Source organism: Psychrobacter sp. NPDC078409 (genome assembly GCF_050268505.1).
Classification (GTDB): domain Bacteria; phylum Pseudomonadota; class Gammaproteobacteria; order Pseudomonadales; family Moraxellaceae; genus Psychrobacter.
On the sequence record NZ_JBNNGW010000002.1, the window covers coordinates 623252 to 639452 of the forward strand.

14 protein-coding genes are annotated in these 16201 nt (G+C 43.4%); 2 read left to right on the forward strand and 12 right to left on the reverse strand.

The window, feature by feature from the left end; genetic code table 11:
* Nucleotides 1-77: 77 nt before the first annotated feature.
* From ACQKC9_RS05605 to ACQKC9_RS05645, 9 genes are all read right to left on the reverse strand, one after another.
* Complete coding sequence (locus ACQKC9_RS05605) at nt 78-872, reverse strand: YfgM family protein (RefSeq protein WP_427620845.1); 795 nt, start codon at nt 870-872, stop codon at nt 78-80.
* Between the two features lie 69 nt (nt 873-941).
* Nucleotides 942-2231 (reverse strand): histidine--tRNA ligase, encoded by a 1290-nt coding sequence (gene hisS, locus ACQKC9_RS05610; RefSeq protein WP_427620847.1) that lies wholly within the window; start codon nt 2229-2231, stop codon nt 942-944.
* A gap of 123 nt (nt 2232-2354) precedes the next feature.
* Nucleotides 2355-3470, reverse strand: coding sequence for a flavodoxin-dependent (E)-4-hydroxy-3-methylbut-2-enyl-diphosphate synthase (gene ispG / locus ACQKC9_RS05615; RefSeq protein WP_427620848.1), 1116 nt, complete (start codon nt 3468-3470; stop codon nt 2355-2357).
* A gap of 158 nt (nt 3471-3628) precedes the next feature.
* On the reverse strand, nt 3629-4441 hold the full coding sequence (locus ACQKC9_RS05620) for a helix-turn-helix domain-containing protein (RefSeq protein ID WP_102092029.1): 813 nt from the start codon (nt 4439-4441) through the stop codon (nt 3629-3631).
* On the reverse strand, nt 4438-5373 hold the full coding sequence (gene pilW / locus ACQKC9_RS05625; RefSeq protein WP_427620850.1) for a type IV pilus biogenesis/stability protein PilW: 936 nt from the start codon (nt 5371-5373) through the stop codon (nt 4438-4440). The genes ACQKC9_RS05620 and pilW overlap by 4 nt, the downstream gene beginning before the upstream one ends.
* Before the next feature lie 210 nt (nt 5374-5583).
* On the reverse strand, nt 5584-6813 hold the full coding sequence (gene rlmN, locus ACQKC9_RS05630; protein ID WP_427620851.1) for a 23S rRNA (adenine(2503)-C(2))-methyltransferase RlmN: 1230 nt from the start codon (nt 6811-6813) through the stop codon (nt 5584-5586).
* A 513-nt stretch (nt 6814-7326) separates the two neighbouring features.
* Nucleotides 7327-7758, reverse strand: coding sequence for a nucleoside-diphosphate kinase (gene ndk / locus ACQKC9_RS05635; RefSeq protein ID WP_057759031.1), 432 nt, complete (start codon nt 7756-7758; stop codon nt 7327-7329).
* 331 nt (nt 7759-8089) lie between these two features.
* A complete protein-coding gene (locus ACQKC9_RS05640) occupies nt 8090-9379 on the reverse strand; it encodes an adenylosuccinate synthase (RefSeq protein ID WP_057759029.1) in 1290 nt (429 codons plus the stop codon).
* 208 nt (nt 9380-9587) lie between these two features.
* A complete protein-coding gene (locus ACQKC9_RS05645; RefSeq protein WP_427620853.1) occupies nt 9588-10886 on the reverse strand; it encodes an ATP phosphoribosyltransferase regulatory subunit in 1299 nt (432 codons plus the stop codon).
* Nucleotides 10887-11374: 488 nt separating this feature from the next.
* Here ACQKC9_RS05645 and ACQKC9_RS05650 point away from each other — a divergent pair, with 488 nt between their 5' ends.
* The gene (locus ACQKC9_RS05650) at nt 11375-11764 is read left to right on the forward strand and encodes a DUF2237 family protein (protein ID WP_057759025.1); all 390 of its coding nucleotides are present in this window, start codon (nt 11375-11377) and stop codon (nt 11762-11764) included.
* 162 nt (nt 11765-11926) lie between these two features.
* Nucleotides 11927-13081 (forward strand): magnesium/cobalt transporter CorA, encoded by a 1155-nt coding sequence (gene corA / locus ACQKC9_RS05655; protein ID WP_371546973.1) that lies wholly within the window; start codon nt 11927-11929, stop codon nt 13079-13081.
* Between the two features lie 79 nt (nt 13082-13160).
* On the opposite strand, the gene ACQKC9_RS05660 is transcribed toward corA, so the two are convergent.
* The 3 genes from ACQKC9_RS05660 to ACQKC9_RS05670 all read right to left on the reverse strand — a co-directional run bounded on the left by ACQKC9_RS05660 (nt 13161) and on the right by ACQKC9_RS05670 (nt 16139).
* Nucleotides 13161-13679 carry a phosphate-starvation-inducible protein PsiE gene (locus ACQKC9_RS05660; protein WP_057759021.1) on the reverse strand — a complete coding sequence of 173 codons (519 nt, stop codon included), beginning with the start codon at nt 13677-13679 and terminating at the stop codon, nt 13161-13163.
* 99 nt (nt 13680-13778) lie between these two features.
* On the reverse strand, nt 13779-14657 hold the full coding sequence (gene folD, locus ACQKC9_RS05665; RefSeq protein WP_427620855.1) for a bifunctional methylenetetrahydrofolate dehydrogenase/methenyltetrahydrofolate cyclohydrolase FolD: 879 nt from the start codon (nt 14655-14657) through the stop codon (nt 13779-13781).
* A 282-nt stretch (nt 14658-14939) separates the two neighbouring features.
* The gene (locus tag ACQKC9_RS05670; protein WP_427620857.1) at nt 14940-16139 is read right to left on the reverse strand and encodes a DegT/DnrJ/EryC1/StrS family aminotransferase; all 1200 of its coding nucleotides are present in this window, start codon (nt 16137-16139) and stop codon (nt 14940-14942) included.
* Between the last annotated feature and the right edge of the window lie 62 nt (nt 16140-16201).

Consider the following 16201-nt stretch of genomic DNA (forward strand, 5'->3'; position numbering starts at 1 on the left):
CGGCAAATTAGTAATCATTAGGTTATATTAAAAAAGAGCTTTGGCTGATTACCAACTCTCAATACTATCCTACTGACTTACTGCCCTGCTTCGACAGCGACTTCATTCGAGGTATCCATCACTAGCGATGGCTCAGGAGCAGATGGCTCTTGAATAAGACTGGTTTGCTCAACAATCGGCTCAGCCGTGATACCTAAGCTTTCCATCTTTAATGCCAATACTGCACGCGTTTCTTGACGGCTACGTAATAGCTCCCACGCATTGCTATAAGATTTAATCGCTGAATCTTTATTGTCTTGCGCTAAGTAAATATCCCCTAGTAGCTCCTGCTGACTTGCTTCAAACGAGCTTGGCATATCATTGTTTGCTTCTGATAGTGCAGCATCTGTATCACCTGCGGCCAATAATGTTTTTGCATAGCGTAAACGAGTAATCGCTTCTAGACCAGCATCACCCAAATCGATGGCCAATGCTTTTTTGAATGTCTCAGTCGCTGCTGCAAAGTCATCATTATCTACTTGCTGACGTGCCTTTATCATTAGCGCTTGCCATGCATAAACCGACTCACCATGCGTGCCGACCAAAGTATCAATATCTTTGTCTAGTTGGCTACGACTTTGAGTAAGTGCTTCTTGAGCCTCTGCCTCTAAATCTGGGTTTTGCGAGGCCAGTTTGACCTCTTCGTTTAGCTGCTGAATATCAGCATATTGATCGGCGGCGACGGTATCTACTCGCGCATGGTTGTTTTGCCAGTACGTCCAACCGAAATAGGCGGCCAGTGCTAACAAAATCGCAGTGACGATATAACTACCATATTGCTTTAACGCTTGCATGGAGTTATCTGCATTTGGCGAATTAGGTGTCAGAGCCATATATATTTACCTGATAAAATTTACATTAAATTGCTGGTGCGACAAACAAATCTGATTAGTCAAAGTCGATTAGCGACGAGAAAAGTTATCTTTATTTGATAGCCAATCTTGGGCGACCGTCTTTTGCTCACCTGTCTGCATGTCTTTAATACTAATCGTATGATCATCCAGCTCTTGCTGGGCGATGATGACTGTCAATGCCGCGCCTGACTTGTCTGCCTTCTTCATTTGCGCTTTTAGACTCGTGGCACTGGCCATCTTTACTCGTACATCTGGACGACTGTGACGTAAGTTCTGTGCATAGCTTATACCAGCACTATATACCTCAGGATGGGCCACAACGAATACATCACAAGCAGGTATGTCAGCAATCGGCGCTACCGCTTCTATCAGTAATAATAGACGCTCAAGCCCCATTGCAAAACCAACACCAGGCTCAGATTTTACTGGTTTACTACCATCTGTACCGATTGATTTTAATTGCCCTACTAGCCCGTCATAACGACCACCCGCACAAACGGTGGCTTGGCTTCCAAGCTTGTCCGTTACCCATTCAAATACCGTTTTATTGTAATAATCAAGGCCACGTACTAAGTGCGGATTGATTTCAAAATCAATACTAAGCGCAGTCAAATAGGCTTTGACCTGCTCAAAATGTGCCACACTCTCTTCACCCAAGAAGTCAGCAAGCTTTGGCGCATCTGCCAATACTGCTTGCGTGCTCGCCTCTTTACTATCCAAGATACGTAAAGGATTAGTCGTTAGACGACGTTTGCTGTCTTCGTCTAGCTGGTCTTTTTTATCAGTTAAATAGGTAACCAATGCTTCGCGATAAGCATAGCGCTCATCCAGCTCACCCAAACTGTTTAGTTGCAAACGCATCTCATTGTTGAGGCCTAGCTCTTTCCACATCAGATGAGTCATGGCAATCAGCTCAGCATCAGCATCTGGTAATGCACTACCAAAGCTCTCGACACCTAACTGATGAAACTGGCGATAGCGGCCTTTTTGCGGACGCTCGTAGCGGAACATCGGACCGATATACCAAAGCTTAGGCGTGTCCCCACGTAGCAAGTTGTGCTCGATAACTGCGCGTACTGCTCCAGCTGTGCCTTCAGGACGTAGCGCTAACGGCGTTGGCGGCTCAGATTTATCAGTAAAGCTGTACATTTCTTTTTCGACGATGTCAGTCGCGCCGCCAATAGCACGGGCAAACAGATCCGTTTGTTCAACGATTGGCAAGCGAATATGCTCGTAACCGTACCTACCAAGTACATCAGCCAATATCGCTTCTAAATGCAACCACTTTGCTGATTGGTCAGGCAAAATATCATTAAAACCTTTGATAGCTTTGATCATGGTACGGTCGTATCCTTAAATATTTAACAGGTATTCTATTATTGTTTTCTATGTACTTAAATAAGCGTTGTATCTAATTGATGCTATGACGATATAGCTTAACGTATCAATCTAATGTATGACTTATTTTACGCGAATGATTTCATTCTCACGCTTTTTCGCCAAGTCTTCTGCATGGGCGCGAACCATACCTTCTATTTCATCAACCAAATTGCCTGTATCGATAAGGTGGCTTTTTTCACCCATACGATAGACCAATGATCTAGGGGCAGCACCAACGATACCGATATCGGCCTCTTTTGCTTCTCCTGGACCGTTTACCTTGCAGCCGATCACAGATAGATTCATTGGTTCACGAATATCTTCTAGGCGCAACTCTAACGCTGTCATTACTTTAATCACGTCAAACTCTTGACGCGAGCAACTTGGGCAAGCGATAAAGTTTACGCCGTTCGAGCGAATATTAAGCGATTTTAGAATATCAAAACCAATCTTAATCTCTTCTTCAGGCTCAGCGGCTAACGAGATACGAATAGTATCGCCAATACCGTCTAGCAATAATCCACCTAGCGCAATAGCAGATTTAACAGCGCCCGTACGGTAGACACCCGCTTCCGTCACGCCCAAATGTAATGGATTATCAATTTGCGCTGATATTAAACGATAAGCATCCAATGTCAAAAACACGTTGCTGGCTTTGACAGATACTTTATATTGGTCAAAATTAAGACGCTCTAAAATATCAATATGGCGCATTGCCGACTCTAGCATTGCCTCGCCAGTTGGCTCAGTATACTTACGCTGTATGTCTTTTTCTAAAGAGCCAGCGTTGACGCCAATACGAATCGGAATATTATGGTACTTGGCACAAGCGACCACTTCACGTACTTTGGCATCGCTACCAATGTTACCAGGGTTGATACGTAAACAATCAGCGCCCGCTTCAGCGACTGCCAAAGCGATTTTATGATCAAAATGCACATCAGCGATCAAAGGCACGCTTACCAGTTTACGAATTTCACCAAAAGCTTTGACAGTATCCATTGTTGGCGTTGATACGCGCATCAAATCAGCACCTGCTTCGACACAACGCTCGATTTGGGCAACAGTCGCTGCTACATCACAGGTGTCAGTGTTGGTCATGCTCTGTACGCTAATTGGTGCATCACCACCAACCGCGACATCACCGACATAGATTTTTTTGGTCAGACGACGATTAATAGGCGATGGCATTGACATACATAAATCCTTGAATCAAAAATAGAAAAGCCCTAGGCCTTTGTACATATAATATAAACCAGCTAAATCGACAAACACATATTCGCTTTATTCAAACACATGGCTGCTTCATCCAAACATATGAGTGCTTTATTCAAATTTGGTGCTTATGCAACTGACTATGGTGTCAATTCAAAAGTAGCTTGCTTATCTGTTGCATACGTATCTAACGCAACTGGTTGTTGATTGAGCATCAAGCTAACATTATCGATATTATCAATTTGCACATTAAACGGTGGCATACCTGATAAGTCATAGTTACCCGCAGACTGAGAACCATTTATCAGACTGTTTCCAGAAGCATCCGTGATACTAACCACAGCGTCGCTTGTCAATACAAGGTTTAGGTTAGCCGTTGCTGCAGCATCACCTAGATTCAATGCAGAGCCAGAAGCACCAACGCCACTCGCGTCACTATTGATGGCGGCACCTTGGGCTTGCTCTATCGCTGACATGTCTTCAACAGCTGATACAGGCTCTTGGGTGTTCTCTTTGCTAGCGTTACTCACCATACGGAATAGGAACACCGCCAAGATAATCAATCCGATAACGCCTATGATCAATAGCGGGTTAAAGCGGATGCGGTTGTGAGTATCACGCTGCAAAGTCCCCATTGGGCGCAGTGGCGTATCGATATTGCTGGCTGATTTGGCCTTTAGCTCATTGGGATAAGCGGCATCGAAGCTACTAGCGATTTTTGCTGAATCTAAGCCCAGATATTTGGCATAGTTAATCGCAAAACCACGAGCAAACGCAGCCTGTGGTAGCTCAGCGAAGTTTTCGCTTTCTAGCGCTTCTAGATGACGCTTTAGAATAAACAGCTCAGCCGCGGCTGCGTCTAAAGTTACTTGCTTATTTTTACGGGCTTGCTGCAACACGGCACCAAATGATCCCTGAGCGTTAGATTGAGTGTTAGATGATGGGGTGATCATTTCCATGGTGCCTCTGGATTGTTAAGCCAAGTCTTAAGTTGTTTTGCTTCATCACTTAGCGGATAAGCGGATAAAAGCTGCTGTGCCAATTGCTGGCGCGTTGTTATATTATTTTGTGCTGCTGCAAGCTTGATACCTTGTAAGAGCAAGCGCGGGCTAACACCCTGCCCTTGCACCAATATCAGCGTCTCATCATACAGTCTCTGTGCCTGCGGTACACGCTGTTGGTCGAGCAGCAAATCTACCAGTTCGATATGAGCAATGATGCTATTACGATTGCCATCAAGTGCCCGTAAAAATGCTTTTGAAGCAGCACTATTATCACCTAACTGTAGATAAGTACGACCTAGGTTTTCTAGCGCGCCAATACGGCCTTCATAGCCTAGCGTCGCCCCTGCAATCTCAAACTGTTCTGCTGCTTCACGGTAGCGCTTTGTCTGTGACAAATACACGCCATAATTATTGTGTGCTTGTACAAAGTCTTTATCTAGCGCGATTGCTTTTTTGAAGTACTCATCAGCTTTGGCTAGATTGATACGGCTGCCTTCTTGCTGCAACAAAACGCCCATCATATCATAGGCTGGCGCATAACGGCTATCGGCAGCAAAGGCTTTTTCAAGCTGCTGCTGCGCGGTATCTAGCTCATTTTTTCGGATGTATTGCGCGGCAAGTGAGGTACGTACACGGGCGATTTCCTGCTGATCTAAATTTCGATCGTTGCTAGCGCGCGTAGATGTTTGATAAGGAGAGTTGCCTAGCAAATCATTAGTCGGGGTGGTCTGACAGCCACTTAATACAAGAACGCCAAATACTGCCGATAGCACTGCACGCTTTGGCAAAGCGGTTTGGGCAGCACTGATACTCGACTGCTGATAAAATTTAGAAAATGATTTTTGATATTTGAACTGACAAGAATTTTTAGAAGTCATCATAGCCGCCATCATAAAACTGGGATTCAATGCGTTCGATCTTCGAGACCTCAGTTTAATAGATTTAATCCCTATAAGTACAATTTAGTTGTTATTAATTGCCACGTTCTGCAATCTTGACAGTCATTGCTACATTTTCTTACCATTGCGACAGACAAAAGACAGCTAAAACGCTATACCAGTCATATATAACGCTTATTCTCTCAAAGACTACTAAACACTTTCACGATCTTTGATACTTTGCTGCCATGCGGCTGAGCGTCTAGTACGATCGGCCACTTGTCCAACCAATTGGCCACAAGCAGCATCGATGTCATCACCACGTGTTTGACGAATCGTACAAACAAAACCTGCTTCGCTCAATATATTACTAAACGCATGAATACGGTTGTTGCTTGATTTATCATACGGTGCATGTGGGAATGGGTTGAACGGAATAAGGTTAATCTTACTTGGTAACCCTTCTAATAGCGCAACCAACTGATGGGCATGCTCATTGCTATCATTGACGCCATCAAGCATCACATACTCGATTGTAACGTGTTTCTTATGACGTGGATTGACATCATAAACATAGTTTTTTGCCGCTGCAATCAGCTCTTCTAATGGATATTTCTTGTTAATTGGTACTAACTCATTACGCAGCTCATCATTTGGCGCATGCAGGGAAATGGCCAATGCCACGTCGATGTCTTGCGCTAACTGATACATTTTCGGGACGACACCAGAAGTCGATAACGTGACGCGACGCTTTGACAGTCCATAAGCATGGTCGCTTAGCATCAACTCCATTGAGCCTACTACAGGCTTGTAGTTCAATAGCGGCTCACCCATGCCCATCATCACCACGTTGGTGACGTTATTTTCCCATAGGCTATGATCAACGTTTTCTAAGCTTTCATTTTCATCTGTCATATATGACGCATTAGCGACCCATAACTGACCGATAATTTCAGCCGCACTTAAGTCACGCTCAAACCCTTGCTTGCCTGTACTACAGAAGCTACAGTCCAATGCACAGCCTACTTGAGAAGACACGCATAATGTCTTGCGGCCATTTAACTTGCTATCATCTGCAGGGATAAGCACCGTCTCAACCAACGAGCCGCCGGTGACTTCAAACACCCACTTACGCGTACCATCATCACTGTATTGACGATGAATCACTTTGGGCGGTACCACACAAGCATTAAGCGACAATTTATCTCGTAATGACTTACTCAAATTGGTCATTTGCTCAAAATCTGTTACGCCATGCTGATAAATCCACTTAATCACCTGAGTTGAGCGGAACGGCTTTTCGCCAATACTCTTAAAGTAATTAGCCAGTTGCGCTTGCGTCATACCCAATAGATTGGTTTTGGCATGTGCCTCATCTACCAGCTTAATGCTATCAGTAATCTTAGCAGGTACGTGCTGAGTAGGTGTTTGAACAGTTGACATAATAGGTAACCTTTTTGCAGAAGCTTAGATAAGCGGTGCAATTATTTATATGGGCTTTGCCATACATACATGGGTGCATGAGCAATCCGCTATGAGCGCAGTTTTTCGAATTGACAAAAACATACTGATAAGGGATTGATAACGCTAAGTAAAATTAATAATGAGGCAAGTCATTAAGAATTTCAATGAATAATATAATCACAGAACTCTAAAGCGGATACAAGGCAGCCAACTGCAGATTGTACAAGTAGTACATCTAAGGAGGGTAATGCCCTAGCAGTTTAGTAATTCTTTGACTATAGGATTATTATAATAGCTAAAACGGCCTATACCCATAAGATATAAGCCGTCTCGCAAACCAACTATAAACAATCAATGTTGTAAATAATTCGTCTATAGTCAATCAAGTATAAAACTCATACAGGTAAGATCAGTCTAAATCGTAGCTGTCTTATTATAGCAGTTACCTCAAACAAATCGAACGCCGTAAAAGCTTATAGTTTATTTACTATATTAGCGTGTACGTGCACAAACTTCATCATCGCTGAAGAAGTAGCTGATTTCACGTGCTGCTGATTCAGCTGAATCTGAACCATGTACTGCGTTTTCGTCGATGCTGCTAGCGAAGTCAGCACGGATAGTGCCTTCAGCAGCTTCTTTTGGGTTAGTTGCACCCATGATTTCACGATGCTGAGCGATAGCGTTTTCGCCTTCTAGTACTGATACCAATACTGGACCTGACATCATGAAAGATTTTAGGTCGTTGTAAAATGGACGCTCAGCGTGCTCAGCATAAAAACCGCCTGCTTTTTCATCATCAAGTTGTAGCATTTTAGCTGCAACAATTTTTAGACCAGCTTGTTCGAAACGGCTATAGATAGCGCCGATGTGGTTGCCAGCAACTGCGTCAGGTTTGATGATAGATAAAGTACGTTCGTTAGCCATGAGAAGCTCCTAATAAATGATAAATTCAATAAAATATGAAAAATTAATGCGTTGTTTTAGCTTTAGCCACAATGTTGACTTGGACTGTTTTACACAACTCATGGTATATCAGTGTATAACCATAAGCGCCAACATCGGATTGCTGCCTATTATAATGATTAAGACCATAAATGATAGGGTTAATTTATGACCATACCTTGCATAAAAGTAAATTTATTGTGCATTAGTCGTTGATAATGCTATAAGTTCTAACAAAAGCAAAAACCCCAACGCTCAGCATCGGGGTTTTTTATTAATACTCAAAACTATTTAATCAAGTTTGTAGTACAAATTAAGCGTCGTACGGATCACGCAATACGATCGTTTCTTCACGATCAGGACCAGTCGAGATAATATCAACTGGGCAACCGATCAATGCTTCAATACGCTTGATGTATTTTTTAGCGTTTTCTGGAAGCTCATCATAGTTAGTGATACCAACGGTAGACTCACTCCAGCCTTGCATCGTTTCATATTTAGGCGTAACTGACTCATAGAATTCAGCATCATGTGCGCCTGCACACTCAGTCTCAGGTAGGTTATAACCTACACCGATTAGCAACTCTTCAAGACCATCTAGTACGTCAAGCTTGGTCAAGCAGATACCTGACATAGAGTTAAGTACTACTGCACGGCGTAATGCTTCTGCATCGAACCAACCACAGCGACGTGCACGGCCAGTCGTCGCACCAAATTCATGACCGACTTTGGCTAAGTGAGCACCAACATCGTCAAACAATTCAGTTGGGAATGGGCCACTACCAACGCGCGTAGTGTATGCTTTGGTGATACCAAGTACATAGTCTAAATACAATGGACCGATACCTGTACCCGTTGATACACCGCCAGCAGTTACACTTGAGCTAGTTACAAACGGATAAGTACCATGGTCGATATCAAGTAGCGTACCTTGAGCACCTTCAAACATTAGGTTTTTGCCAGCTAGACGTAATTGATTTAGGTCTTCAGTTACATCAGTAACCATACCTTTAATCTCTTCTTTCCACTCTTTACAAAGCTTAAGTGTCTCATCAAAATCAATCGCTTCAACTTTATAGTACTCAGTCAGTTGGAAGTTGTGATATTCGATTAGGTTACGTAGTTTTTCTTCTAGATCTTCACGGAACAAATCAGCAAGTTTAATCGCACGGCGCGCTACTTTATCTTCGTATGCAGGGCCGATACCGCGACCTGTTGTACCGATTTTACCAGAGCCGCGCTTGGCTTCACGAGCTTGATCAAGTGCCACGTGATAAGGCATGATAAGTGGGCAATTAGGAGAGATACGTAGACGCTCACGTACTGGTACGTTGTTGTCTTCTAGCTCTTTCATCTCTTTTAGTAGTGCGTCAGGTGCTAACACCACGCCATTACCGATAAAGCAAGTGACGCCTTCACGCAAGATACCTGATGGAATCAAATGCAAGACAGTGGTTTTGCCATCGACAACCAACGTGTGACCAGCATTATGACCGCCTTGGAAGCGGGCTACTGCTGAGGCTTTTTCGGTAAGTAAATCAACGATTTTACCCTTACCTTCGTCGCCCCATTGGCTACCCAAAACTACAACATTCTTACCCATGATCAATCCTTACCTTTATGTATTGAGGTGTGTGCAATAAAAGCTGAAAAATTAAAATGATTTTCTTAGCTATATCTTTTTATCTCAGTGATTCATGAAATAGAAACACTGAGATATCTAACAAATAATTTTACGTTCTCGTAATCTGTACTGAATAATTTTGGTTACGTGCGCCGCGTGCGCCATTCAATCGCCTACTATCAGACAGTTAAACAGTCTGTAGCTGCCATTGACTGTCATCAGCCATGCTCAAACGATGCGTCACATCATCTGGACTATCCTGTGCATCTAATGGCATAGTGACGCGATAGCCTTGCTGACGTAGACTCTCTACTTGCTGCAGTAGCGTCTGCATCTCATCTGTATTTGCATTAGACAAAGCGGCAAAATCAACCAAGACAACGGTTGGCGCATCTAACTGTGTATGAGCCAGCAATCGGCTGACATCCATACTAAACCCCGTAGCCGCACGTAACGCTTGCGTCTGACTTTGCATACCATCAAAACGACCACCACGTACGAGTGGCTGCGTTTCACTATTGATATAACCATTGAAGACGATGCCAGTGTGATAGTGGTAACCTGATAGCTCAGTCACATCAATACTGACTGGGCACTGCCATTGGTCTTGTAGATAGTTTTTCAAACGCTGTAGCTCATCGATCGCCGTCGCGATTTGGCTGTCTTGCTGTGCTGCATCTGATAATTTGGCTAATAGGTTTGCGATATCGTGACCAAAGCGTGCCAACACATAAAAATCATCACCCATTGGCAAAGCGCGGCAAACACGCTTAAGCTCTGGTAGGTTTTTATTGGCATATAAGTACATCAATTGCTCAGTATCACTGTCTGACAATTCAGCCAATTCAGCCAAACGTTTGAATATCGCCACGTGACCCAAATCGATATGGAGCGCTGCACTCATATTGAGTTTGTTTACCATCGTAAATAGCACGTCTATTAGCTCAATATCTGCCGCTAGCGACGCACAGCCAAATATCTCAGCACCTAACTGTAGCGGCGTACGTGAGCCAAACAGACCTGATGGCAAGGTATGGATCACATCACCAACGTAGCAATAACGCGCAATACCCGTACCGCCATGATGCGCATCGATACGCAAAATCTGCGGGGTAATGTCAGCGCGTACGCCCATTAGGCGACCAGTCAACTGATCGATAATCTTAAAGGTTTGACGTTTCAGATCTTCTGACGCATCACTTAGTAAAGACTCAGTAAACTCGATCATCGGTGGACAAACCAGCTGATAACCATGAGTAATAAGCTGCTCGATTAACTGATGTCTAAGCACTTCTTGCTTGTGCGCATCTTCAAACAGGACATCAACCACCCCATCAGGCAATAGCCAACTATTGGCAACATCACTGCCAAAGTTACTCAAATATGGCATGCGATTGGGTGCAGCATTATTTTCAGCAGGCTGAGACACTGTTTCGTTGGTAGAATTTGGCTGGGCAGGTTTTGCAGAATCAGAACTAACAGACACAATAAATCCTTGTTTGGCGTATCGCTTACCAAAAACGCGGTACTGATGCGGTACTTAAAGGGTGATTTGCCGGGTATTGCCGCTGTGTGTATTTATTTTTAACGCGCAACATCATTGACCCAATTATTTATAAACAAACCAGGTAACCGCAAAAGGGTGAATAATAAGTATAATTTAGAATGATAAGACGAGTATCTTTATGCGCTAAAAAATTGCGACAAATAATCAAGGCACTTTATGCTTTAGTTTAGCATAGCACTCAAGGTTCGCCTAGTGACAATTAGCCACAATCACTATCTAATTACAGTTCAATTTCTGCTTATTAGCTTAGCAGATATAACAGTCATCGTTGATGTATTTGGCTTAATATTGGGTTAATAGCCGAGAGGTTTCTTTTTTGTTAACCATAAGATAATGAGCGTAATTACGGCAACGTCATCAACACAGACTCATGATACACTAACACATATTTTTATCTCGGAAGCCTTATGTCATCTGATTACCACCCAAACCCTGCCATCAACCAAACCAATGTCTTAGGCACCGCACTTGCCAGCTGTTGTTTCGATCCAATTACTGGCTATTATCGCAATGGTTTTTGCCATACTGGCAACCATGATGTTGGTCAACATACCGTCTGCGCCAAAATGACCAGCGAGTTTTTAAACTTCTCTGCCAGTCGCGGTAACGACCTGATTACCCCACTACCTGAATACAACTTTCCTGGTCTCAAACCTGGTGACTACTGGTGCATCTGCGCGCTACGTTGGGTTGAAGCATTGGACTTCGATATTGCACCGCAAATAAAGTTAGAAGCATGTCACGAGAGCCTACTGGCATTGGTAGATATCGATACGCTAAAAAGCTATGCCCTATAGAAATCTATGCCCTATAAATAGTATTGGCACACGATAAAACCGTAGCCACGTTCACAGCATATTTGGATTATTGAAGTTTTTTATTATATGACAGGAAAGTATATGGAAAATGATAATAATCAATTGATTAAAAAAACGGCTCATATTGCGCCTGATTCCAATATGAATCATATCTATGCCAATATGAATGACAAGCATCTCTATTTGGACGATGATGATAGCTATATTTATGGGGATGTGGACGCCACTACTGAAGATACTATTGAGACCATGACGGTCTACGATCCTGACTCTGAACGCTATGAAGATATTGATTCATCAAGTGCAGGCGAAGTAGTCAATTGCTACGCTTATTCACGTAAAACAGGTGAGAATCTTAATAGAGTGGCGCTCAACGATGTGAGTCGTACACTAGGGAACAACGGTCAATTTATTTGGCTTGGGCTATATGATCCAAGCTTAGAAACCATGGTCAAAGTAAAAGAAGCCTTTGACCTGCATGAGCTAGCGATTGAAGATGCTTTTGCTGATCATCAACGGGCCAAGGTCGAAAACTACGATAATGATATGGTCTTTGTGGTGCTACGTACAGCCAAGCTCGAAGACAATGTCATTCGTTATGGTACTACTGCGATATTTATGGGTAAAAACTACCTCATTACGATTCGCAATGGCCCGTCAAACTCTTATGCGCCAGTACGTGAGCACTGCCATCGTCGCCCCGAAAAGCTACGTATGGGCCCTATCTTTGTACTACATGCTATCCTCGATTTTATCGTTGATAACTATATGCCGATTACCGATCGATTAGGCCGTTACTTGCGCGAGCAAGAGCGCTATGTGTTTACCTCTGAGTTTGATAAAGGCACGCTAAAAAACCTCTATGAGCTTAAATCGCAACTGGTACATATGCGCGCCATTATCTTACCTGTGCAGGACATCTGTAGCTTTTTTATCAATCATAAAAAAAGTGAGATTGTCTCTGGTTTCTCTCAAGCCGCTAAGCCGTATTTCCGCGATGTTAACGATCACCTGTTGCACTCACTAGATGCTATTAATGGTCTCAATGAAATGCTGAGCGTGGTGATGAATACCTATATGGCGATGGTCAATATGGGTCAGAATGAAGTGGTGCGTAAGCTCGCGGCATGGGCAGGTATTCTAGCAGTACCAACAGCTATCGCTGGCATCTATGGCATGAACTTTGACTTTATGCCTGAGCTACATTGGAAATACTCTTACCTTGTCATTATGGCCATTATTATCGCCTTATGTAGCTATCTGTACTACAATTTCAAAAGATTGAAATGGTTGTAATGCCAAATGCCATCCGTAAAAAAAGAGCAACCACTGGTCGCTCTTTTTTGTATTGCTATCTTTTTATATTGCTATCTAATTATTCACGGCGATGCTTAGTATGGCTATCGGGCGCTTGAGCATTATCAGGCAATAGCGCCTTAACTGTTAGGTTTGCATGCTGCTTATCAAGATTGTCTTCTGGGCGACCAAATGTTTTGGCCGTCCAAGTCAGGATTACAATAGAGCCGCTCAGTAGCATGATGGCCACGGAAATTGTCGCTAGTAGCCATAAATGGAAATAGTCTGAAACAGCCTGCACATCAACTACCAAATGTCGTGACAATGCTGTTATGGCAATAAATATCAAAAACTGTACTGGCAGTCGGTGGGTTTTAAAGTAGATACCTATCATAGCCAGTAGCTCAAGGTAAATAAATAACATCAATATGTCTTTTAGATCCGCTGAACCCTTCTGGACAATATAAATAAACTCTTTACCTGCAGTCCAAACGACAACCACACTGATTAGAAATAAAATAACGTAATGACAGACATCGACAAACTCTCTACCAATACTTTGTAGTCGCTCATGGACACCTACATTTTTTTTAGCCATGTTTAGGTCCTATCAACTGAAATGTGGTTGATTTAGCCTGAGTCTATGTTACCTCAGGCCCCTTATATATCGGCAATCAGTATTCGTATGACTATTTTTTTAGCCGTTATTCAAACCTGCTGACTTTTCAGCAGCATCGACCGTTTGGCGAATAAGCGTGTTGATAGTCATCGGTCCAACGCCGCCTGGTACTGGCGTATAAGCGCTGGCAATGTTTTCCATACCTGTCATTTCGATATCACCAACACCGCCATCATCTGTAGGATGGAAGCCTGCATCAACGACAACCGCTCCTGCTTTGATCCACTCCGCTTTAATCAGCTCAGGTACACCTACTGCACCAACCACAATATCTGCACGCTTAATATGCGCCGCCAAATCTTGAGTTCTTGAATGGCAGATTGTCACCGTACAGTTAGCATTCAATAGCATCATCGCCATTGGCTTACCTAGGATAGCACTACGCCCTACGACTACTGCTTCTTTACCTGATAGCTCGATATTATGATGCTCTAACAAATGCATAATGCCCTGCGGTGTGCATGAGCCATAAGCTGACTGCTGCATCGCCATACGACCAAAACCAAGACAGGTCACACCATCGACGTCTTTTGCTAAATCAATCTGCTCAAAGCAAGCTCGCTCATCAATATGCTCAGGAACCGGATGCTGTAGCAAAATACCATGTACATCTGGATTACTATTTAACTCATCTATCTTTGCCATGAGCTGCTCAGTGGTCGTGGCACTTGGCATCTCAACGCGTATAGAGTCCATGCCAACACGCTTACAAGCGTTGCCTTTCATACGAACATAAGTGGCAGAGGCTGGATCGTCACCAACCAATATCGTCGCTAAGCTTGGGGTGCGGCCAGTCTTTTCCTTGATCGTATCTACGCGCGTGCGCAGATCCTGTTCTATTTGTTTGGCAAGTGCTTTGCCGTCCAAAACGGTGGCGGATTCTTGGGCAGTAGACATAGTAACTCCAATAGAGGGTACGATATAAAAAAATAAAGACAGCGCGCGCAAATACTTTGCATGCCTGTCCTTTGCTTCGTCAATCTTTGACTAAGAGTAATATTGTACCTGTGTACGCTACAAAATCCTAGCGTAAGATAAAGCCTGCGCACTGATAAATTTTTATAATAAGTCAATTAAACAGTATTGCTTATATATAGGCAAATGTATCTTGTACTTTCAATAAAAATAGCGTCAACTATAAGGTGATTTCATAAGAATAATCACTTAGACAGTATCGTTTTATTTAACCATCGAACCAAATACGCTATCGATCGCCTGTATTGTCAGTTTAATTTCAGCCGCCGTCAGCGTAGGATGCACTAGAAACATGAGACTACTCTCACCTAGCTGCTTTGCCATTGGTAATCTAATCCTTGGACGCAACCCTGTATTATCAAAAGCCTTTTCTAAATAGACTTCTGACGCAGATCCAGAAAAGCAAGGCACATCTTGATGATTAATCGCTTCAATAATGCGATCACGTGTCCAGCCATTAGCTAGGTTTTCTTGTTGCACATAGACATATAATTTATAGTAGGCGTGGTTCGTATTTGAGAACTCCGCTAAATGCTCTAGTCTCGGCACACAAAGGTAGCCTTTGGACTCCCATTTGCTACATGCCTTTAGTATGGCTTGCGCATTAGTAGTCCGTTTGGCTGTCCACTCACTCATTTTCTCCAGTTGAATACGCCCTAAAACGCCTTGCATCTCAGTCATACGCCAATTGGTGCCAAAGCTCTCATGGAGCCAGTTGTAGCCAGGTGATTGCTCCGTTTCATAGACTGCCGCATAGCTCTTACCATGATCCTTATACGCCCACATTTTTCGCCATAGTAGCTCGCTATCGGTGGTGACCATACCGCCCTCACCTCCTGTGGTCATAATTTTATCTTGGCAAAAACTCCATGCCCCAACATGACCAATACTGCCCACGCTTCGCCCTTTATATCGTGCGCCATGAGCTTGCGCGCAGTCTTCAATAACATATAAGTCATGCTCATTTGCCAGTGCCATAATGCTGTCCATATCACATGGCCAGCCAGCCAGATGGACGCACACGATACCTTTGGTTTTATCACTCAGTACAGCTGTGATGCTCTCAGCGGTGATATTGCCAGTTGCTTCATCGACATCTGCAAATATGGGCGTCGCACCTGCATTGACGATTGATGAAATACTGGCAATAAAGGTACGCGGTGTGACAATGACCTCATCATCTGTACCTATATCGAGTGCTTGTAACGCGACATCCAATGCCAAGGTGCCATTACCCAACGCTATTGCGTACTTACTACCTACCCAGTCAGCAAACTCTCGCTCAAACTGACGACATTCTTCGCCTGTCCAATAATTGACTTTGTTAGATAGTAGTACTCGACTGACAGCATCAGCCTCATGTTGCGTGAATTTTGGCCAAGGTGAAAAAGGAGTATTTAGCATATGTTCCTCTATGGTACTTATGTCTAATGTTATGTCACGCTCTACAATAAACTGCTCGCTAT

Bases quoted from the DNA above. Each gene is read 5' to 3' on its own strand.
- hisS (WP_427620847.1), bottom strand. From the start codon at position 2,231: ATGATCAAAGCTATCAAAGGTTTTAATGATATTTTGCCTGACCAATCA.
- ACQKC9_RS05670 (WP_427620857.1), bottom strand. From the start codon at position 16,139: ATGCTAAATACTCCTTTTTCACCTTGGCCAAAATTCACGCAACATGAG.
- ACQKC9_RS05640 (WP_057759029.1), bottom strand. From the start codon at position 9,379: ATGGGTAAGAATGTTGTAGTTTTGGGTAGCCAATGGGGCGACGAAGGT.
- ACQKC9_RS05605 (WP_427620845.1), bottom strand. From the start codon at position 872: ATGGCTCTGACACCTAATTCGCCAAATGCAGATAACTCCATGCAAGCG.
- pilW (WP_427620850.1), bottom strand. From the start codon at position 5,373: ATGATGACTTCTAAAAATTCTTGTCAGTTCAAATATCAAAAATCATTT.
- corA (WP_371546973.1), top strand. From the start codon at position 11,927: ATGAATCATATCTATGCCAATATGAATGACAAGCATCTCTATTTGGAC.
- ispG (WP_427620848.1), bottom strand. From the start codon at position 3,470: ATGTCAATGCCATCGCCTATTAATCGTCGTCTGACCAAAAAAATCTAT.
- rlmN (WP_427620851.1), bottom strand. From the start codon at position 6,813: ATGTCAACTGTTCAAACACCTACTCAGCACGTACCTGCTAAGATTACT.
- folD (WP_427620855.1), bottom strand. From the start codon at position 14,657: ATGTCTACTGCCCAAGAATCCGCCACCGTTTTGGACGGCAAAGCACTT.
- ACQKC9_RS05620 (WP_102092029.1), bottom strand. From the start codon at position 4,441: ATGATCACCCCATCATCTAACACTCAATCTAACGCTCAGGGATCATTT.
- ndk (WP_057759031.1), bottom strand. From the start codon at position 7,758: ATGGCTAACGAACGTACTTTATCTATCATCAAACCTGACGCAGTTGCT.
- ACQKC9_RS05650 (WP_057759025.1), top strand. From the start codon at position 11,375: ATGTCATCTGATTACCACCCAAACCCTGCCATCAACCAAACCAATGTC.
- ACQKC9_RS05660 (WP_057759021.1), bottom strand. From the start codon at position 13,679: ATGGCTAAAAAAAATGTAGGTGTCCATGAGCGACTACAAAGTATTGGT.